Below are 19,067 nucleotides of genomic sequence, written 5' to 3'. Positions count from 1 at the left end.
CTCAGAGGAGCGGCTGCGGGCCGGACGCGTCTCGGAGCGCCCGCTCGACGGTCGACTGCACGAGTGCAGAGAGATAGCCGCCCGGGTTCTCGATGCCGAGTTCGCCGAGGCGCGAGGTGGACTGCGCGATGATCGAGCGCGAGAACTCGGTGACGGTCTGGATCGCGTCGGCATAGGCCTCACGATCCGCCTCCGATATCACCACCGGCTCGCACCCCATCTCGACGGCCAGGGCCTGCGCGATGGGCAGCACTGCGGCGGGAGCGGTGACCGCCGCATAGCTCGCCTGCAGCTGCCGCAGATCGACCGAGGTGCCCGTGAAGGCGATCGCCGGATGCACAGCGAGCGGGATGGCTCCGCTCGCGGCAGCAGGCCGCAGCACCTCGATGCCGTGACCGGGGTCGGTGTGCAGCACGAGCTGGCCGAGCTGCCATCCTCCGACCTCGGCGATGCCGGTGATCAGAGCGGGCAGCTGGTCATGCGGCACGGCCACCACGACGAGCTCGCTGCGACGCACGACCTCGAGAGCATCGAGGATCGGCACGTCCGGCAGCACTGCTGATGCCCGGTCATCGTCCGAGCCGCTGGTGATTCCCGTGATCGCGTGTCCCGCTCCGGCGAGAGCCGCACCGATGACGGGCCCCACGCGCCCGGCCCCGATGATGCCGACCCCGAGGCGCCCGTCACGGCGCAGCGGATCACTCACCGTTCGGAGCCGGCGGCGCCGGAGGTGCCGGAGAGACGGGCGGCGCAGGAGGCGGCGAGACCGGTGACGCAGGAGGCGGCGAGACCGGCGGCGCGGGCGGTGCCGGAGCCACGGCCGGCCGAGCAAGAGGCGCCTGCGGAGCCGCAGGAGGTGCCGGAGGCGCCGGAGCCGCAGGAGGTGCCGGAGGCCCGGTCGGAGAACCGACCGGAGCAGCAGGCGGCGCGGGAGGCGGAGGAACGGGAGCCGCGAGATCGGGAGCCGCGGTGTCCGCCCCGGCGCCCGGGTACCCGGGAACCTGCGCCCCCTCGGCATCCGTCACGTACTCACCCCATCGATGGGTGTGATCGCGCGCTGCGGCGGCGACCGCTGCCGAGCTCACGCCATCGAGGAGATACAGAGCGTCGTCGCGCTCGAGACCCGACAGATACCCCGTGATGAGGCCCTGCACGGAGTGCACCTGCGCACCTGAGACACGCTGCGCGCGATCGATCGGTCCCTGAGAGAGCGACACGCCCTGCAGTCGTGCCAGCGGGAAGATGGCCAGCTTGCGCCAGACGACTCCGCGCCTGAGCAGCAGTCCGAACTCGGTCAGCGCGAAGCCGTGCCGCTTCCACGACACCGGTCGGCGCCACCATGCGCGCCGCGGCATCGTCCGATAGGGATCGCCCTCGACCGGACCGAGGATGCCGTGCTCCCAGACGAGCGGGATGTCGGCGACCGGAGCATCCGGGAGGATCAGGGCGAGCACCCGTTCGACATCGGCGCGCTTGCCGACAGGAAGCACGACGTTGAACTGCTGTGCGGAGCCCGACGACTGCTGCGCGGCGCTCTTGCCGCTCATGCGGTTGATCCTGATGGTCCACCAGCCGAACGGACGCCACAGCAGCGACTGCGTGACCTCCACGGCGAAGATGCGCCCCGGCGGCAGCGTCTCGGTCACGGTCGTCAGCAGACCGTAGGTGATCCGCACGCCATCGGGCGTCGGAGCGATCGAATAGCGCAGCGACTTCGAGATCTGCGCCCAGGTGATTCCGACGATCGCGATGATCATGGGGATCCCGATGCCCAGCGTGATGCCGAGGCCGAGGAACCCGCCGATCGGATCGCCGTCGATCAGGGAGCCGATCGCGATGCCTCCGACGGTCACCCCGAAGATCACTCCGAAGAAGACGACCCAGAGCAGACTCGAGACGAGCTGGGATCCGACCAGGCGCCCCGTGGGGATCTTGACGACGCTCTCGGGTTCGACATCAGCGAGGTCGACGCCGCTGATGAGATCGTTGACCCCGGCGTTCATCGAGCCGACGAGCTGTGCTCGCGCCGAGCCGGGCGTCTCCTGCGGGGAGCCGGCAGCGGACGACCGTGGTCCGGCCGCGGCATCCGCGGCCGTGAGTCGCGCGGCGCGCGCACCCGAGGCGAGACGCAGGATGTCGGTCCGCACCGCCTCTGCGCGCGGCGTCGCGAGGTACTCGAGCTCGACGTTGGAGTCTGTGCCCGCCCCGACGACCTCGAGCTTCGCGAGTCCGATGATGCGCGCGGGGAACGGGCGGGTGAGGTTGACGCCCTGAACCCGATCGAGCGGTGCGCGCCGGTGCGAGCGGAAGACGATGCCCTTGCGCACCTCGACATGATCGCCGGTGATCCGGAACTGCTGGAACCGCCACACGAACCAGAAGACGAGCACGAGCACGGCGACGAGCGCCAGCACGCTGAGCAGCACCACGATGAGCAGGTTGTTCTCGAAGACCCAGTCGACGGGATCCCCGCCCGAGTAGTCGTCGTAATGCACCTCATCGGGAGTGAAGAACTCGACGAACCAGGCGATGAGCCGATCACGCAGGTTGGCGATCGCGATACCCGCGATGATGATGAGCGCCAGCCCGCCCTTGAAGAGCGGGGTGAGCGGGTGCATCCGGTGCCACTCGCCGTCGGCGAGGGTCGCGTCCCGCTCCGGGGATTCGGCCGGTGCCGGGGGCGATGGGAAGGACTGATCGCTCACAGGCCCGTCCGGCGGGTCTCGGCGACGGCGATCAGGGTGTCGCGCAGCGCCTCGGCAGCAGCCTGGGCGAGTCCGGGGATCTGCACGCCTGTCGTCGCGGCGGCGGTGACCATCTTGAGCTGCGAGACGCCGAAGGCCCGGTCGAGGGGCCCCTGCGTGATGTCGACGAGCTGCATGCGGCCGTACGGCACCGCGATCATGCGCTGCCAGAGGATGCCCTTGCGGAAGACGATGTCGTCGTCGCGGAGCATGTACCCGATCGCCTTGGCCTGCCGGGGGAGGATCACCAGCGTGATCAGGGTGATGAGCACGATGACGCCTGCCGGGATCCACACCCAGGTCTGGTCGAGCACCAGCGCCAGCACGAGGGCGGCCGCCAGCACGAACGCGACGAAGATCAGATTCTGAAGGACCTGCGAGACCACGTAGCGCGGCGAGATCTGATGCCAGGTTCCGTCGAGCTCCAGCCTCGCCTCGTTGCGCACGGTGCGCAGCTGCGAGTAGGTGCCCTGGTCGAGGGCAGCGAGATCGGTGACCTCCGTCGAACTAAGCGGTGCCGGGGTCCCCGGCTCGATCTCTGGGTTCTGAGTCATCAGGATCCTTCGGCAGGGTGCAGAACTGTTCGGCGATGAGCGCGACGACCGCGAGCACGATCGCGCTTCCGATCAGTGCCACCATCGCCACAGTCGACCCTACCGGGGGATCGATCGGCCTGGAGAGAAGGAACGCCAGCAGCCCCGCACCGAACCCGGCCATGATCGCCCCGACCAGGCTCGATGCGCGGGCGAGCGTCACCGCACGGGTCGCGCGGAACGGATCGATGCGGATGCCGTTGCGAACGCTCGCACGCACCGGCCAGGCGACCCCCAGCGAGGCCCCCGCGATGAGCAGCAGCAAGACGGGCAGGAGCAGTGACGGCGTGAAGGTCGTGCGGCCCATCGCCGTCAGCATGTGGTCGAGGACGAAGCCCCCGGCCGTGGCGAGCACTGCGAGGACCGCGAGGAGTCCGAGCGAGGTGCGCTTCATGAGCGCTCCCGGCGACGCAGCCCGGCGACGAGCTCGGCCACGCGACCTCTGCCTGGCAGCACGGCGTCACTGTCGAGCTCGAGCCACGGTTCGAGCACGAACAGCCGCTCGAAGGCACGAGGGTGCGGCAGCTGCAGACCATCGCCGTCGGCCGACTCGTCGCCGTATGCGATCAGGTCGAGGTCGAGGGTTCGATCGCCCCAGCGCTCATGGCGCTCACGTCCGTGCTCGTCCTCGATCGCGTGCAGCATGCCGAGCAGGATCGACGGGGCGAGGCGCGTGGTCACCAGCGCGACCGCGTTCGCGTATCCGGGGGCATCCGGATCAGGCCCGTCGAGCCGCAGCGCCACCGTCTCGAACAGCGACGACAGACGCACGTCTCTGACCAGCGGCAGCCGCGCGATGCGCTCGGCTGCGGCGCGGATCGTGTCTTCGCGATCGCCGAGGTTCGCGCCGAAGGCGACGACGGCCACGGCCTCCTCCCGCCCGGGTCGGGGGCCAGGCAGGCTCGGCGGGTTGGCCAGGTTGCGACTCATCGCGATGCCTCCTCGGCGGATCGCTGCCGCGCCCGGTGCACCGTGACGGCGACATCGGAGAACGTGAGCGGGATCGGGGCGTGCGGCTTGTGCACGGTGACGGTGACCGAGTGCACCCGAGGGTCGGTGAGCGCGACGGCGGCGATGCGCTCCGCGAGCGTCTCGATGAGGTTCACCGGCTCGCCCGCGACGACCTCGGCGACCTTCTCTGCGAGCTCTCCGTAGTGCACGGTGTCGGCCACATCGTCCGATGCCGCCGCGTCGTTCAGGGGCATCTTGAGGCGAAGGTCGATCGTGAACTCCTGGCCGTTCTCGCGCTCGTGGTCGTAGACGCCGTGCCGACCGAACACGGTGAGTCCTGTCAGGACGATCTCGTCGAGGACATCCATGGTCTACCCCTCCCAGGCATGCACGATGGCCAGGGCATCGCGAGTGGCGCCGACATCGTGCACCCTGACGGCCCAGACTCCGGCGCGAGCGGCGAGCGCGCTCGTGACGGCCGTCGCGAGGTCCCGTCGCGCTTCGGAGACGGTCGCCGGGTCTGCGGCGATGCTCTCCGCGAGGAACCTCTTCCGAGAGGTGCCGACGAGCACGCGGGGTCCGAGGGCGACGATCTCGTCGAGACCGCGCAGCACGCCCCAGTTCTGGCCGCCCTTCTTCGAGAACCCGATGCCCGGATCGACGATCAGTCGCGACGGCGCGATGCCGGATGCCGCGGCCTCGCCCATGCGCTCGTGCAGCTCCCCCGCGACCTCGCGGGCGGCACGACGGTACTCGGCGTGCGCATACATGTCGGATGGGAAGCCGCGCCAGTGACCGATCGCGTAGTCGGCGCCGGATTCTGCGACCGCCGCGAGCATCTCGGGGTCGGCCAGTCCGCCGGAGACATCGTTGACGATCCGTGCCCCCGCACGCACGGCTGCCGCGGCGGTGGAGGCGTTGATGGTGTCGATGCTCACGGGCGCTCCGGCCGCGACGAGGCGCTCGATGACCGGAAGCACGCGCTCCTGCTCGACCTCGACTCCCACCCGCTCGGCGCCGGGCCTGGTCGACTCGCCGCCGACGTCGAGCACGGTGGCTCCGTCGGCCCGCAGCCGCAGGCCGTGCTCGACTGCCCGATCGACGTCGAGATAGCGGCCGCCGTCGCTGAACGAGTCGGGCGTGACGTTGACGATGCCCCAGATGCCTGTCATCCGTGCGCCATCCCCGAGCCCGACGCCCCGATCAGCGCGACGAGCTCGGCCCGTGCGATCGGCTCGGTGTACTCGCCCCTGGCGGCGATCGTGAGCGTCGAGGCCTCCGGCTGTCGTCCACCGCGCATGGTCACGCAGCCGTGGCTCGCGTCGAGCACCACGAGCACGCCACGGGTGTCGAGATGCTCGGCGATCGTGTCGGCGATCTGCTCGCCCAGGCGCTCCTGCACCTGAGGGCGACCGGCGAGGATCTCGACCACGCGCACGAGCGCTCCGAGTCCGACGACCTGCTCCCCCGGCAGATAGGCGATGTGCGCACGCCCGGCGAACGGCAGCAGGTGGTGCTCGCACACCGACCGGAAGCGGATGTCTCTCAGCAGCACGGCACCCGACGGGAGGGTGTCGGGAGCAGGACCCCGAGCGACGCTGATCGTGTGCGCGAGCGGAGCCGCCGGGTCCTCTCCCACGCCCGCGAAGAACTCCGCATAGAGATCGCCCAAGCGGGTCGGTGTCTGCTTCAGTCCCGGACGATCAGGGTCTTCGCCGATCGCCTCGAGCAGTTCCCTGGTGAGCCGTTCGACACGCGCGCGGTCGACAGACACGGGTCAGGCCGTCGCGGGTCGAGCCTGGCCGGCTCCCGCCGATCCGGGCTGCGTGCGGGGAGCCGAAGTGGGCGCTTCGACCGAAGCCACCAGCGAGACGTCCTTCTTCGGGACCTCGATCGGAGGCCGCTCCGAGACGGGGCGGTCCTCGCTCGAGAGCCACAGCGGACGCTCGGGGAGCTTCTTCACCTCGGTGAAGATCTCCGCGATCTGGTTGTGATCGAGGGTCTCCTCCTCGAGCAGCGACAGAGCGAGGCGATCGAGGATGTCCCGGTTGGCGCTGATGACCTCGTAGGCCTCGTTGTGAGCCTGCTCGATGAGCGCGCGCACCTCTGCGTCCACCCGCTCGGCGACCCTCTCGGAGTACTCGCGTCCCCTGCCCATGTCGCGACCGGCGAAGGGCTCGCCGCCCTCGCTGCCGAGCTTGACCGGTCCGACCTGGGTGGTCATGCCGTACTCGAGCACCATCTTGCGAGCGATCGACGTCGCCTTCTCGATGTCGTTCGAGGCGCCGGTGGTCGGGTCGTGGAACACGATCTCCTCGGCGACGCGACCGCCCATGGCGTAGGTCAGCTGGTCCTGCAGCTCGTTGCGGGTGATGGAGTACTTGTCGTCGAGCGGCAGCACCATCGTGTAGCCGAGAGCCTTGCCTCGGGGCAGGATCGTGATCTTCGTGACGGGGTCGGTGTAGTTCATCGCCGCCGCAGCGAGAGCGTGACCGCCCTCGTGGTACGCGGTGATGAGCTTCTCCTTGTCCTTCATCACGCGGGTGCGACGCTGGGGGCCGGCGATCACGCGGTCGATGGCCTCATCGAGGGCGCGATTGTCGACCAGCTGCGCGTTCGAGCGAGCGGTCAGCAGTGCGGCCTCGTTGAGGACGTTCGCGAGATCCGCTCCGGTGAAGCCGGGGGTCTTGCGGGCGACGACTTCGAGGTCGACGCTCTTCGACAGCGGCTTGCCCTTGCTGTGCACCTCGAGGATCTTCTGACGCCCGCGCAGGTCGGGGGCGTCGACGCCGATCTGGCGGTCGAAGCGGCCGGGGCGCAGGAGAGCCGGGTCGAGGATGTCGGGGCGGTTGGTCGCCGCGATCACGATGACGTTCGCGTTCGGGTCGAAGCCGTCCATCTCGACGAGCATCTGGTTGAGCGTCTGCTCGCGCTCGTCGTTTCCGCCGCCCATGCCGGCGCCGCGGTGGCGACCGACGGCGTCGATCTCATCGATGAAGATGATCGCCGGCGCGTTCTCCTTGGCCTGGTTGAACAGGTCACGGACGCGGGAGGCGCCGACACCGACGAACATCTCGACGAAGTCAGAACCCGAGATCGAGTAGAACGGGGCTCCGGCCTCTCCGGCGACGGCGCGGGCGAGCAGCGTCTTTCCGGTTCCTGGAGGGCCGTACAGCAGCACGCCCTTCGGGATGCGGGCGCCGATGGCCTGGAACTTGGCCGGGTCCTGGAGGAACTCCTTGATCTCGTGGAGCTCCTCGATCGCCTCGTCTGCACCGGCGACGTCGGCGAAGGTGACCGTCGGCGTCTCCTTGTTGACGAGCTTCGCCTTGGACTTGCCGAACTGCATGACCTTGCTGCCGCCGCCCTGCATCGACGAGAGCAGCCACCAGAACAGCAGGCCGAGCAGCACGAGGGGAAGAAGAAGGGAGAGGATGCCGTCGAACCACGTCGCGCGCGGCACGGCGTCGTTGAAGCCGTCCTTCGGTTCGGCGGCGTTGATAGCCGAGACGACCTCTTCGGCGCGCGCCTCGACGTAGTAGAACTGAACGTTCTCCGAGCCCTCGAACGCCTTCGACAGGGTCATGTCGACGCGCTGGTCTCCGTCGGTGTTCACGACCTCGGTGACCGTCTTGCCGGAGAGCAGCTCCAGACCCTCCTGGGTCGTGATCTGCTTCGGCGCGCCGAGGTTCGAGATCAGCAGGAAGCCGCCGAACAGCAGCAGACCGATCAGAGCGACGTAGATCAGCGGATTCCGAGTGAGCTTCTTGACATCCATGGTCGGATCAGCGTATCGCGCGGGCCCTAGGTGGCCGCTGTGCGTTCACCCACGGCGTAGCGATGCGCCCCGAGCGGCCGATCAGCTGTAGACGTGGGGAGCGAGCACCGCGACATCGCGCAGGTTGCGGTAACGCTCGTCGTAGTCGAGGCCGTAGCCGACGACGAAGTCGGTGGGGATGTCGAAGCCGACGTACTTGCAGTCGATGACGACCTTCGCGGCCTCCGGCTTGCGCAGCAGTGCGAGCACTTCGATCGACTCCGCACCGCGCGACTCGAAGTTCTCGAGCAGCCAGCTGAGGGTGAGGCCCGAGTCGATGATGTCCTCGACGATCAGCACGTGCTTGCCGTTCAGGTCGGTGTCGAGGTCCTTGCGGATCTGCACCACGCCGCTCGACTTGGTGCTCGCGCCGTAGCTCGAGACCGCCATCCAGTCCATCGGGGCGTGGAAGGGGAGGGCACGTGCGAAGTCGGCCATGACCATGACCGCGCCCTTGAGCACGCCGACGAGGATGATCTCCTTGCCCTCGTAGTCGGCCGCGACCCGAGTCGCGAGCTCATCGAGCTTGGCGATGATCTCCTCCTCTGTGACGAGGATCTGAGCAAGGTCGTCCTGGATCTCCGCGGCGCGCATGGATTGATTTTAGGTGACGCACCGGCATGGTCCCGCACAGGATCCGCAGATCCTCCACCAGAATTCCGGGTACAGGCTCGGCATCCGCACTACTGTGACGCTTGAACGGGCGTGGGCCCGCAGACGGAAGGATTCACACATGGCACTCGACGACATCCTCACGCAGGTCCCGATCGACGACATCGCCGCGAAGCTCGGAGTCTCCCCCGACGTCGCCAAAGAGGCAGTCGAACAGGGCGGCGCGGTGCTGCTCGGCGGCCTCGCCAAGAATGCGTCCACCGCGGAGGGCTCTGCGGCGATCGAGAACGCTCTGAAGCGCCACCAGGGCAAGGCCGGGGCGGCGAAGGTCGACGACATCGATCAGGCCGATGGTGGCAAGATCGTCGCGCACATCCTCGGCGACGACGAGAAGCAGGTCACCGAGAAGCTGACGGAGTCGAAGGAGACCGCCGGCATCGACTTCGGCAAGCTCCTCCCGATCCTCGCCCCGATCGTGATGGGCCTGATCGCCAACGCCACGAAGGACAAGTCCGCGAAGCCCGACGCTGCAGAGACGCAGTCGGGTGGCGGCGGCATCGGCGATGTGATCGGCGGGATCCTCGGCGGCGGCAGCTCGTCGGGCGGCGGCGGCATCGGCGACCTGCTCGGCGGCATCCTCGGCGGCGGAAAGTCCTCGGGTGGCGGCGGCATCGGAGACCTGCTCGGGGGCCTGCTCGGTGGCAAGAAGTAGCAGCGGCCCCCGCCTGACCAGAACCCCTGCGGCCCCCGAGGACGGGACCGCAGGGGTTCTCTCGTCGCTGCGGGTCGCGGGATGCTGCGACTCAGCGCGCAGTGAAGACGATGCGTCCGCCCACCCGGGCCGCCGAGCACGACGGCAGGTCGATGGGTCCCTGACCCGCCCAGTCCGTGGCGAGCCGCGCGACCTCGAGAGTCTGCAGGCGCGTCAGGCTCACCCCGAACTCGCTGTCGACCACCAGTCGGATGATCCGATTGCGCAGAGCCGCCGGATTGGCGGCGAGAGCGGCGACGCTGACCGAGATCCCTGCCTCGGCATGCTCGACGATGTCCTCGATCGTCTCGTGGATCATCTCGTCGAACGCCTCGGCGTCTTCCCGCAGCTGTTCGGCCGTGCGCGCCAGAGCCTCGGCGATGCCGGGGCCGAGTTCCGCTTCGAGCACCGGCAGCACGCGGTCGCGCACACGCACCCGCGCGAATCGCTGGTCTGCGTTGTGCGGGTCGTCCCAGACCTCGAGGTCGGATGCCGTGCAGCACGCTCGTGTGGTCTCGCGCCGCACCGCGAGCAACGGCCGCACCCAGCGCAGCCCGTCGTCGTCTTCGCGCACCGGCGCCATCCCCTGCAGGCTCGCCGCCCCGGATCCGCGAGCGAGACCGAGCAGCACCGTCTCGGCCTGGTCGTCGAGCGTGTGTCCGAGCAGCACGGCTGAAGCGCCGGCATCCGCGGCAGCGTCCTTCAGCACCCGATACCGCGCGTCGCGGGCCGCGGCCTCCGGACCGCCGTCCTCGCCCACCTCGACCCGGACGATGAGAGCGTCGAGCCCCAGCGCCGCCGCCGTTCGCGCGGCGCGTGCGGCGACAGCATCCGATCCGTCCTGAAGACCGTGGTCAACCGTGAGACTCCCCGCTTGGAGTCCGAGCTTGGGGGCTTCGAACGCGGTCGCCGCGGCGAGCGCGAGCGAGTCCGCTCCCCCGGAGAGAGCGACGACGACGGTCGATCCCGCGGGCAGATCGGCGAGCGCGGTGCGCACGGCGAGGCGGATCTCGGCGATGGCGGGTGATAGCGACGGCACAGACCAACGGTAGATCACGAGGATGGATCGCCGCGCAGGTCTCGCGCTCTGCGGGCTCTGCGTCCTAACCTGGCGCCGTGACGGATCACCCAGTGCGTTTCAGGGCAGTGCGGTTCAGGACAGAGCGGTTCAAGGCGTTCGTCGATGCCGTCGTCGCGATCGCGATGACTCTGCTGATCCTTCCGCTCATGGAATCCGTGTCCGAGGCCGCCTCCGGCACGCTCAGCACGGCCGAGTTCTTCGTCGAGCATTCGGGTCAGCTGCTGAGCTTCGGGCTGAGCTTCGTCCTCATCGCGACGTTCTGGATGGGCCACCATCGGCAGTACCGCGACGTCGAGTGGGTCACGGGCCCGCTGCTCTGGATCAACATCGCCTGGATGGCGACGATCGTCTGGCTGCCCGTGCCGACCGCGATGATCGGACAGATGGAGACCGACTCTCTGCAGCCGGTGGTCTACATCGGCACGCTGATCCTCACGCAGATCACGACCCTGGCGGGGTGGCTCTATCTGCTGCGTCATCCCGACTTCACGACGACGCCCGTCGAGGTTCTGCGAGCGGGCGTGATCGGCGACCTCGCCGCGATCATCCTGTTCCTGATCGCCCTCGCGATCGCGGTGTTCGTGCCGTCGCTCGGCTACGCCGGGCTCCTCGTGCTGCTGCTGACAGGGGTCGTGACGACGCTGCTGAGCCGGGCGTCCCGGCAGGCGCCCAGGCCATCCACCGGCCGCGGGTAGGCTAGTGCGCGGCATCCAACCGTCATTTCTGAGGAGCACACGCATGGGCGCACACGACGCCGTCATCGAGATCCCGCGCGGCAGCCGCGTGAAGTACGAGGTCGACCACGAGACCGGACGAGTGCACCTCGACCGCGTGCTCTACACGACCTTCGGGTACCCCGCCGACTACGGCTACTTCGACAACACCCTCGGAGAGGACGGCGACCCGCTCGACGTGCTCGTGCTTCTCGACCACGCGATCTACCCCGGCGTCGTCGTCGAGGTGCGCCCCGTCGCCGTGCTCAAGATGAGCGACGAGGCCGGCGGAGACGACAAGCTCGTCGCCGTGCTGTCGAAGGACCCCCGCTGGGCACACATCCAGGACATCGGCGACGTCGCCGAGTTCACCAAGAAGGAGATCGAGCACTTCTTCGAGCACTATAAGGACCTCGAGCCCAACAAGTGGGTCAAGGTCGACGCGTGGGGCGACGCCGCAGAGGCGCAGCGCATCCTCGACGAGGCGATCGTCCGCTTCGGCGAGCAGGGTCACTGACCCCTCGCTGCAACGAGGAAGACCCCCGGATCCGCACAGCGGTCGGGGGTCTTCCTCGTCGTGGACGCGGAACTCAGACCGAGACGCCGCGATCCGCGAGGAAGGTGATGGGGTTGGTGTACGCGCCGTTGATGTAGACCTCGAAGTGCAGGTGGCAGCCGACGGATGCTCCGGTGTTGCCGGCGTAGGCGATGACCTGACCGGAGTTCACCCAGGTGCCGCTGCGGACCGCGAATCCACCGTCCCTGATGTGCGCATAGCCGGAGGAGACTCCGCCGCCGTGCTGGATGCGGATGTAGTTGCCGTAGTTGCCCCGGGGGCCGGCGTAGTCGACGGTGCCGGACTGCGCCGCGTAGATCGCCGCTCCGCAGCCGTTCGCGAGGTCGACGCCGTAGTGGTAGCCGGAGCATGCCGCGCAGGGCTTGGGACGAGGGCCGAACCCCGCGCTGCGGTGGCCGCCGTGCGGTCGGACCCAGCCTCCCGATCCGGGTGACCCGCCGACTCCTCCGCCGCCACCGCCACCGCCGCCATTGCCTGCGGCGGCAGCAGCGGCCTCGGCCGCTTCGCGACGCTTGCGTTCTTCCTCCGCGACGCGCACGCCCTCCTGGTAGCCGGCCACGGTCGTCGCCGTGGCGTCCTTCAGGGCGGCGAGCTGCGCCTGCATCGTCGCGAGGTTGGCCGACTGCTCGTCGAGCGCCGCCTGGGCGGCGTCGGCTGCGGCCTGGGCCTCGATCATCTTCTGCTCGGCGATCTGCTGCAGACGGTCGCGCTCGGTGCGGGCGACGACGGCCTGATCGGTGAGCGCCTGGGCCGAGTTGCGTGCGGCGACCGCGTTGTCGTGCACCGTCTGGTTGTACTGGTAGACCTTGTCCATCGTCCCGAGACGAGAGAGCAGCTGGTCGGCGTTGTCGGCCGAGCCGGCGAAGAAGAGTTCGAGGGCGGTGTCATCGCCCCCGTTGCGATAGAGCTGAGCGGCGAGCTGGGCGGCCTTCTTGGTCGCGTCGTCGGCGACGAGCGCCTGCTCGTCGGCCTTCGACTGGAGCTCATCTGCGACGGCGATGGCGTCGAAGTACGCCAGCTGTGCGGCGTTGTACTCCTCGCCGGCGAGGACGGCCTTCGCCTGCGCGTCTGCCACCCGCTGCTTGAGCGACTGGATGAGCCCCTCGATGCGCGTGACCTCGCCTGCCTTCGCGGCCTCGTTGTTCATCGCGTTCTGGACGTCGTCCCAGCTGGGATACGTCGCCGCGTACGCGGCGGTCACGCCGTTGGAGACGCCGAAGGCGCTGAGGGCGACGACGCTGAGCGCGCCGAGAGTGAGGGCGCCGCGACGGGTGACCGAGCGGTCCTTCCAGAACGCACGGCTCTCCGCGGGCGTCGGCGCGCAGCCGCAGTCGTCGGATGCCGCCGCAGCAGCATTCGTCGTCGAGTCCTTGTCGTTCACTCGGCCCCTTCCGCCGGTTTCACAAATGCCACACTAACAACTTCTTTCACATCCGCACCAGGAGGCGGACAGCGCGAGAGGACACAGCGATACGGGTCCATCGTCCTCCCGAACACGCCCGGGGTACAGCAGGCTCGCCCTCGATTCGCGTTTTGCTCAGATCTTCCCTTATGCTTGAGCGTCGGCAAGGAAGTCCTCCGGGACAGACTTCGGCCCCATCGTTTAGCGGCCTAGGACGCCGCCCTTTCACGGCGGTAGCACGGGTTCGAATCCCGTTGGGGTCACTCCTTCCGGTATAATTGAAAACAAGTATGGCCCTGTAGCGCAGTTGGTTAGCGTGCCGCCCTGTCACGGCGGAGGTCGCGGGTTCAAGTCCCGTCAGGGTCGCTCTAAGCGACGGGCCTTTCTCTTCGAGAAGGGCCCTTTCGTCTAGATGCGACAGGTCTAGCCCGTCGCACGGCTCTGTAGCTCAGTTGGTAGAGCGCACGACTGAAAATCGTGAGGTCACGGGATCGACGCCCGTCGGAGCCACAGGGTGATCATTACAGTCACCTTAGGAACCCTCGCCTAGCTTCTACATGGCGGGGGTTTCCGCTTTTCACGGGCGGAGGCGATCTGAACGCCGGACAGCGCACTTGATACCGTCGATGACATGTTCGTCTTCGGAATCGCTGCCGCTGTCGTCGGGATCGCGATCTTCCACACCGCTCTCGGGATGACTCTTCGAGCCAACGCGACCACGCGAGTTCCGTTCGGCGGCAAGCCTCGGACGACGCCTGAGCGCTCGATCGCACTGCGGGCCGTGGGCGCCGGACTCATCGTGCTCGGCGCCGCGCTCGTGAGCACCGCGGGATGGCACTGGACGATCATGGTGGTTCTGGCCGGTCCCGTCGCAGCGCTCGTCGTGCTGACCCTCCACAACCGGCGCGTCAGCCGCGAGGCCTCGTTCACACGAGAGTGACGACCGCATGGATGCAGTCCATGAGTGCGGCTGCAGCACAGTAGACACGCAGGTCGTCTCTCGCGGTCGATATCCCACCCGACGTATGCGAAGTAATATATCGATATGGGACCTGACCTGCCGGTTGTGCCTGGGGCGCAGCGGAACCTCGGAGCTGAGGAGCTCTTCCGTCGACTGGCGACGTCGATCGCCGACGGCACTTATGCTCCGGGCGCGAAACTGAGCGACAAGGCGATCGCCGACGACCTCGGCGTCACCCGCACCCCGGTGCGAGAGGCAGTGCAGCGACTCGCGCGAGCCGGGCTGATGGAAGTCCACGCGAATCGCTATTCGATGGTCACCGACATCACCGACGAACGCTCACGCATCACCCGCGAGTTCGCCGCGTCTCAGGGCGGCGAGATCATCCGCGAGGCTGCACTCGCGCTGTCCGAGGCGGACCTCGCCATCGCGTGCGAGCTGATCGGCGAGGCGATCGAGTCGGTCGAGTCCGGCAAGGGCTGGATCGAGGCCCATGTCGAGCTCTTCGAATTCCTGACCGACCGTGCGCTGAACGATCTCTATCGACTGATGCTGAGCGACTTCTGGTATCTCGTGTTCCGCGATCTCTACCTCGGAGAGCCGCGAGTGAACACGCGGGAGTCTCTCGAGGAGCTCGAGTCCGCGATGCGCGCTCGCAGCGCGAACGCCGGCGTCAAGGCCGTGCAGAGGATGCTCCGCCTGAAGTAGCGGATCCACTCCGAGGAGTTGGTTCCGGTCCCCCGCGCCCGAACGGGGGGACCGGATCAGTCGATGAGAAGGTCCGCAAGCGCACCCACCCCCCAGTGGGCGCTCAAGACCGAGAGACTCGAGGGCACGTCTGGTTCGACCGACGGAGAGCAGCAGACTGCGGCTCGTCGTATTGCCAGCGTATTGGCGAGACGGGCACTGACGCTGATCGGGGCTCAACCATTGACGCCGAGACGCTCGAACTGCTATGCCGAGACACCCTGCCCGAGCCGCCGGTGACGACGGGGGAGTCCGGGCTGGATACGCTCGAACCATGCTCGAGACGTTCACCGGATTCGCGGTCGTGGGGGTGGCGATCGCCCTCGGGTACCTGCTCGGGCGGATCGATCTGCTCGGCCCGCACGCCCGGCATGTGCTCGGCCGCCTGATCTTCTTCGTGCTGTCGCCGTTCCTGCTCTTCACCGTGCTCGCCCATGCCGATGCGAAGATGCTCTTCTCCTCGCTGCTCCCCGTCTCGGCGATAGCGGCCGTCGCGATCATCGCGATCTACACGCTGGTGGCGCGACTCTGGTGGAAGCGCCCCGTTGGAGAGACGCTGATCGGCGCCCTGTCGGCCGGGCAGGTCAACTCGAACAACATCGGCATCCCACTGTCTCTGTACCTGCTCGGCAGCGCCGCCTACCCCGCGCCGGTCGTGCTCATGCAGCTGCTGGTCTTCACGCCGGTCTCGCTGACGATCCTCGATGCCGTCACGAGCGACCGGGTCTCGCTGCGCAAGACCCTCGTGCGCACGGCGACCAACCCGATCATCATCGCCTCGCTCCTCGGAACCCTCGTCTCGGTGCTGGGCATCACTGTTCCGCCCATCGTCATGGAGCCCGCGCAGCTGATCGCCGATGCTGCCGTGCCGGTGCTGCTGATCAGCTACGGCATCTCGCTGCACGGCCAGCGCGTCCTCGGAGCCCCCGGACACCGCCGAGACATCATCGTCGCCACATCGCTCAAGCTCATCGCGATGCCTCTGATCGCCTGGGTCGTGGCGGAGTTCGTCTTCGGACTCTCTTCGGCCGAGGTGCTGATCGTCGTCATCCTCGCGGCGCTTCCGACCGCCCAGAACGTCTTCAACTACTCGCAGCGATACGACATCGGCGAGACCATCTCGCGTGACACCGTGTTCCTCACCACGCTCGGCTGCCTGCCCGTGCTGATCCTCATCATGTTCCTGCTGGGGTGAGCACCGCAGCATCCCGCCGGCCGCCGACGCCGGAGAGGGTCAGCGGGAGATCGCGCATCACGACGACGCTGTCGAAGACCGCAGCCCCGGCGGGAAGCGCCTCGAAGAACGACGACCGAAGGTGGTGCAGACGGGCACCTTCGACCTTCCACGAATCGGACGTGAGCGCGACCGGTTCGACGGTGCGTCGGTCGCGCGCCAGTGACCACCCGATGCGCCCGGAGCGGTAGAAGTCGGAGGCCTCGTCGACAGACGCGAACAGCGCACTCGACCACTCGCCGCCCACTTCGACATCGGCGTCGAGGCTGTGCCCGGCCGCCTCCATCGCGAGCGCGTAACGATCGCCGGATTCCTCGATCCGGAATCGCGCCCTCCGATGCACCCCGGGGAACAGTCGTCCACCGAACAGCACCGGATGCCATGCCGAACTGTGGCGTTCGAAGATGAAGACCCCCTGCTCGACGCCGTCGGGGCCGTCCCACTCGACGGCGATCCGATGAGCGGCGTTCTCGGAGCGGAGACCCCATCGACCGCTCGACCAGCCCGGGCGGATCGATTCCAGACCCAGCACGCACACGCCGGCGACCGCAGAGCCGTCGACGATTCGAGGGCGGAACCCCGCAGGCAGCAGCGAGACAGCGACGTCAGGGTCCACCCGGTAGCTGATCAGAAGTCGCCGGCGCAGCTGCGCCCGTACGTCGCGAATGATCCTCATATTGTGAATCTAGCACTGTAGCTAAATTACTCCAAGGGTGTCGGCGTATCCGCCTCCCGTAGGTTGTATGCGTGGACAACGCGCTCATCTACGTCGCGGTGATCGCCGCGATCCTCGTGCTGGCGATCTTCCTCCCCCGCTGGGTGCGCCGCTCGACCGACGCGGCGGGAGGAAGAGAAGGGCGGCGCTACGCGACGACCCGCCTCACCGGGATCCTCGACGAACTGGACACGACCCTGGTGCTGCATGCGCCGGAAGCCACAGCACGCGAGGTCGTCGACGGTGTCGTGCTGCAGCAGCCGCGCAAGTTCACCCGGCTCGGGGGCGGGGGCTACGGCATCCGATTCATCGAGCCCGACGACGCGATCGTGCGGCTCGTCGACGATGAGCGCGGAACCCGGCTGGAGGTCGAGAGGGTCCGCGAGCACCTGGGCGTGCCGAACACCTCGGAGTTCTGGGCAGACCTGCGCTCCGGCGTCTCCGCGGCCGCGCACGCGAGGGGCATCGATGTCTCCCCGGGACGGCCGACCCAGCACCGGCGCGACGAGGCGACGGGAACATGGATGCCGGTCTAGACCGACCGCACGTCGCGTACCGGAACACCGGGTGCATCTCACAGCCGCCGCAACTAGGCTGTGGTATTGCTGATGACGCACCGGCCCCACCACAGCCGGCCTCGCGACGGCACCATTTCTCATCACAGCCCTCAGTCCCTCTGTGACCTGCGCCGGAAAGGCCGACCAATGAGTGAATCCCCCAATAACGACCGGACTCCCGACTTCTTCGACAAGCTGATTGAAGAGACGCCCCGTGAGCAGTCCGGCTTCACAGCGTCGTTCCGCGGCTACGACAAGGCCGAGGTCGACTCGGCTCTGAGCGCGCTGCGCAATCAGCTGCAGCAGGCGAAGGCAGACCTCGCCGCCACCGAGGCGCGCCACGAAGACGCCGTCGAGGCGCTCCGTGAAGAAGAGCGCATCGCCCGCGAAGAACTCGAGGCCGAGCTTCTCGCCACCAAGGCGAAGGCCGCGGAGACCGAGCAGCAGGTCGCCACCCTGACCAACGAGCTCGTCGACACCCCGCGGGCGGACGGCCAGGAGGCGCCGTCGCGCGAGCAGTTCGAGGCCATCCTCCGTGTCGCCGAAGAGCAGGCGAACGTGCTCATCCAGAACGCCGCGGTGCAGGCGGACCGCCTGATGGCCGCAGCTCGCGAAGAGGTCACCACGCAGCGTGCCGAGGCGGATGCCGATGTCACCCGCATCATCGCCCACGCTCAGCACGATGCCGACCAGGTGCGCCTGAAGATCGACACCGAGTACACCGCGCACCAGGCGACTCTCGAGCGCGAGGCCGCGCACGCCGCCGAGCGGGTGCACCAGGCGACGCAGGAAGCCACGGCGATCCGCACCGAGGCCGAGAAGGGCGCTGCGGCGCTTCGCTCGCTCGTCACTCGCGAGACGACCCAGCTGCGTGCCGAGGCCGAGCGCGAGGTGCGCGAGATGAACGCGCGCGTGCTCGAGTTCGAGGAGACGCTCACCCGACGCCAGGACGACGCCCAGCAGGAGTTCCTCGTGCTGCACAACCAGGCCGTCGCCCACGCCGAGCGCATCACGAACGATGCCAACGAGCAGGTCGCCGCGTCGCTCGATCATGCACAGCGCATCTCCGCGAAGGCCGACGACTACGAGCGGCTGATGCGCTCGCAGGCGCAGACCATCGAAGCGGATGCCCAGGTGCGCGCCCGCGACACGCTCGACCGTGCGCGTGTGAAGTCGCAGAAGATCGTCGACTCTGTGACGAGTCACACCTCCGCAGTGCTGCGGGATGCCGAAGACCAGGCGCGCCAGCTGCGCTGGCAGCAGCAGCAGCTCGCCAGCTTCATGGCCGAGGTGCGCGAGCTGATCCGCCCGGAGGGGATCTTCAGCGACCAGCAGAAGGAGGACGCCGTCGCCCCGGCGGCCGACGCTGACGACGACGTGCTCGACGTCGACACCCTCGATGCCGAGATCCTCGAAGACGACCAGGACGACATTGTCGAGCCCGTCGAGGAGTTCCGCGGGGACGAGGCCCTCGACGATGAGCTCCTCGATGACGACGCCGAGACCATCGACGGAAAGATCACCATCGAGGTCGTCGAGACCGATGAGAAGGCCTCACGCTGACCTCGATCTCCTGACGAACAGGGGCGTGAGCGGACATTCCGCTCACGCC

General features: G+C 68.2%; 21 protein-coding genes and 3 tRNA genes. 11 read left to right on the top strand and 13 right to left on the bottom strand.

Annotated elements, in window-relative coordinates:
- Position 1: 1 nt before the first annotated feature.
- From AC04ME_RS04240 to hpt, 10 genes are all read right to left on the bottom strand, one after another.
- Positions 2-706, bottom strand: coding sequence for a DUF2520 domain-containing protein (locus AC04ME_RS04240; RefSeq protein ID WP_042536992.1), 705 nt, complete (start codon positions 704-706; stop codon positions 2-4).
- A complete protein-coding gene (locus AC04ME_RS04235) occupies positions 699-2,705 on the bottom strand; it encodes a PH domain-containing protein (RefSeq protein ID WP_475433699.1) in 2,007 nt (668 codons plus the stop codon). Before AC04ME_RS04235 ends, AC04ME_RS04240 begins: the two co-directional genes overlap by 8 nt.
- Entirely contained in the window at positions 2,702-3,298 is a 597-nt protein-coding gene (locus AC04ME_RS04230; RefSeq protein WP_079112210.1) for a PH domain-containing protein, read from the bottom strand. The genes AC04ME_RS04235 and AC04ME_RS04230 overlap by 4 nt, the downstream gene beginning before the upstream one ends.
- On the bottom strand, positions 3,252-3,731 hold the full coding sequence (locus AC04ME_RS04225; RefSeq protein WP_042536985.1) for a DUF3180 domain-containing protein: 480 nt from the start codon (positions 3,729-3,731) through the stop codon (positions 3,252-3,254). The genes AC04ME_RS04230 and AC04ME_RS04225 overlap by 47 nt, the downstream gene beginning before the upstream one ends.
- A complete protein-coding gene (gene folK / locus AC04ME_RS04220; RefSeq protein ID WP_475433698.1) occupies positions 3,728-4,267 on the bottom strand; it encodes a 2-amino-4-hydroxy-6-hydroxymethyldihydropteridine diphosphokinase in 540 nt (179 codons plus the stop codon). Before folK ends, AC04ME_RS04225 begins: the two co-directional genes overlap by 4 nt.
- Positions 4,264-4,656, bottom strand: coding sequence for a dihydroneopterin aldolase (folB, locus tag AC04ME_RS04215; protein ID WP_475433697.1), 393 nt, complete (start codon positions 4,654-4,656; stop codon positions 4,264-4,266). Before folB ends, folK begins: the two co-directional genes overlap by 4 nt.
- Before the next feature lie 3 nt (positions 4,657-4,659).
- On the bottom strand, positions 4,660-5,460 hold the full coding sequence (gene folP, locus AC04ME_RS04210; RefSeq protein WP_475433696.1) for a dihydropteroate synthase: 801 nt from the start codon (positions 5,458-5,460) through the stop codon (positions 4,660-4,662).
- Entirely contained in the window at positions 5,457-6,062 is a 606-nt protein-coding gene (folE, locus tag AC04ME_RS04205; protein WP_475433694.1) for a GTP cyclohydrolase I, read from the bottom strand. The genes folP and folE overlap by 4 nt, the downstream gene beginning before the upstream one ends.
- Positions 6,063-6,065: 3 nt before the next feature.
- A complete protein-coding gene (gene ftsH / locus AC04ME_RS04200; protein WP_042536976.1) occupies positions 6,066-8,066 on the bottom strand; it encodes an ATP-dependent zinc metalloprotease FtsH in 2,001 nt (666 codons plus the stop codon).
- Positions 8,067-8,147: 81 nt separating this feature from the next.
- Positions 8,148-8,699 (bottom strand): hypoxanthine phosphoribosyltransferase, encoded by a 552-nt coding sequence (gene hpt / locus AC04ME_RS04195; RefSeq protein WP_042536974.1) that lies wholly within the window; start codon positions 8,697-8,699, stop codon positions 8,148-8,150.
- Positions 8,700-8,838: 139 nt separating this feature from the next.
- On the opposite strand from hpt, the gene AC04ME_RS04190 reads away from it, so the two are divergent.
- Positions 8,839-9,429, top strand: coding sequence for a DUF937 domain-containing protein (locus AC04ME_RS04190; protein WP_042536972.1), 591 nt, complete (start codon positions 8,839-8,841; stop codon positions 9,427-9,429).
- A gap of 91 nt (positions 9,430-9,520) precedes the next feature.
- On the opposite strand, the gene tilS is transcribed toward AC04ME_RS04190, so the two are convergent.
- Positions 9,521-10,507: a tRNA lysidine(34) synthetase TilS gene (gene tilS / locus AC04ME_RS04185; protein WP_475433693.1), complete on the bottom strand. Its 987-nt coding sequence runs from the start codon at positions 10,505-10,507 to the stop codon at positions 9,521-9,523.
- 77 nt (positions 10,508-10,584) lie between these two features.
- On the opposite strand from tilS, the gene AC04ME_RS04180 reads away from it, so the two are divergent.
- Together AC04ME_RS04180 and AC04ME_RS04175 are read left to right on the top strand one after the other, a co-directional pair.
- On the top strand, positions 10,585-11,244 hold the full coding sequence (locus AC04ME_RS04180; protein WP_475433691.1) for a TMEM175 family protein: 660 nt from the start codon (positions 10,585-10,587) through the stop codon (positions 11,242-11,244).
- A 43-nt stretch (positions 11,245-11,287) separates the two neighbouring features.
- The gene (locus AC04ME_RS04175; protein ID WP_042536967.1) at positions 11,288-11,779 is read left to right on the top strand and encodes an inorganic diphosphatase; all 492 of its coding nucleotides are present in this window, start codon (positions 11,288-11,290) and stop codon (positions 11,777-11,779) included.
- A gap of 73 nt (positions 11,780-11,852) precedes the next feature.
- Here the strand turns inward: AC04ME_RS04175 and AC04ME_RS04170 are convergent, their stop codons facing one another.
- Positions 11,853-13,220, bottom strand: coding sequence for a peptidoglycan DD-metalloendopeptidase family protein (locus AC04ME_RS04170; protein ID WP_042536966.1), 1,368 nt, complete (start codon positions 13,218-13,220; stop codon positions 11,853-11,855).
- Positions 13,221-13,431: 211 nt separating this feature from the next.
- Between AC04ME_RS04170 and AC04ME_RS04165 the strand changes: the two genes are divergently transcribed.
- The 6 genes from AC04ME_RS04165 to AC04ME_RS04140 all read left to right on the top strand — a co-directional run bounded on the left by AC04ME_RS04165 (position 13,432) and on the right by AC04ME_RS04140 (position 16,144).
- Positions 13,432-13,504, top strand: a tRNA-Glu gene (locus AC04ME_RS04165).
- 29 nt (positions 13,505-13,533) lie between these two features.
- Positions 13,534-13,607: transfer RNA gene (locus AC04ME_RS04160), tRNA-Asp, on the top strand.
- A gap of 71 nt (positions 13,608-13,678) precedes the next feature.
- Positions 13,679-13,751, top strand: a tRNA-Phe gene (locus AC04ME_RS04155).
- Between the two features lie 121 nt (positions 13,752-13,872).
- Complete coding sequence (locus tag AC04ME_RS04150) at positions 13,873-14,181, top strand: hypothetical protein (RefSeq protein WP_311879846.1); 309 nt, start codon at positions 13,873-13,875, stop codon at positions 14,179-14,181.
- A gap of 105 nt (positions 14,182-14,286) precedes the next feature.
- The gene (locus tag AC04ME_RS04145) at positions 14,287-14,910 is read left to right on the top strand and encodes a GntR family transcriptional regulator (protein WP_056375555.1); all 624 of its coding nucleotides are present in this window, start codon (positions 14,287-14,289) and stop codon (positions 14,908-14,910) included.
- A gap of 313 nt (positions 14,911-15,223) precedes the next feature.
- Positions 15,224-16,144, top strand: coding sequence for an AEC family transporter (locus AC04ME_RS04140; protein WP_042536962.1), 921 nt, complete (start codon positions 15,224-15,226; stop codon positions 16,142-16,144).
- Here AC04ME_RS04140 and AC04ME_RS04135 read toward each other — a convergent pair.
- Positions 16,125-16,859 carry a DUF2071 domain-containing protein gene (locus AC04ME_RS04135; protein ID WP_475123413.1) on the bottom strand — a complete coding sequence of 245 codons (735 nt, stop codon included), beginning with the start codon at positions 16,857-16,859 and terminating at the stop codon, positions 16,125-16,127. The two genes, AC04ME_RS04140 and AC04ME_RS04135, sit on opposite strands and share 20 nt — an antisense overlap.
- Positions 16,860-16,930: 71 nt before the next feature.
- Between AC04ME_RS04135 and AC04ME_RS04130 the strand changes: the two genes are divergently transcribed.
- Together AC04ME_RS04130 and AC04ME_RS04125 are read left to right on the top strand one after the other, a co-directional pair.
- Positions 16,931-17,434, top strand: a complete 504-nt coding sequence (locus AC04ME_RS04130; RefSeq protein WP_475433690.1) for a hypothetical protein — start codon at positions 16,931-16,933, stop codon at positions 17,432-17,434.
- A 168-nt stretch (positions 17,435-17,602) separates the two neighbouring features.
- Positions 17,603-19,018 (top strand): coiled-coil domain-containing protein, encoded by a 1,416-nt coding sequence (locus AC04ME_RS04125; protein WP_309693748.1) that lies wholly within the window; start codon positions 17,603-17,605, stop codon positions 19,016-19,018.
- Positions 19,019-19,067: the final 49 nt, after the last annotated feature.

Source organism: Microbacterium sp. LjRoot205 (genome assembly GCF_056175745.1).
Note: the sequence above shows the minus strand (reverse complement) of the source record. Positions and strands in the feature narration are given on the sequence as shown.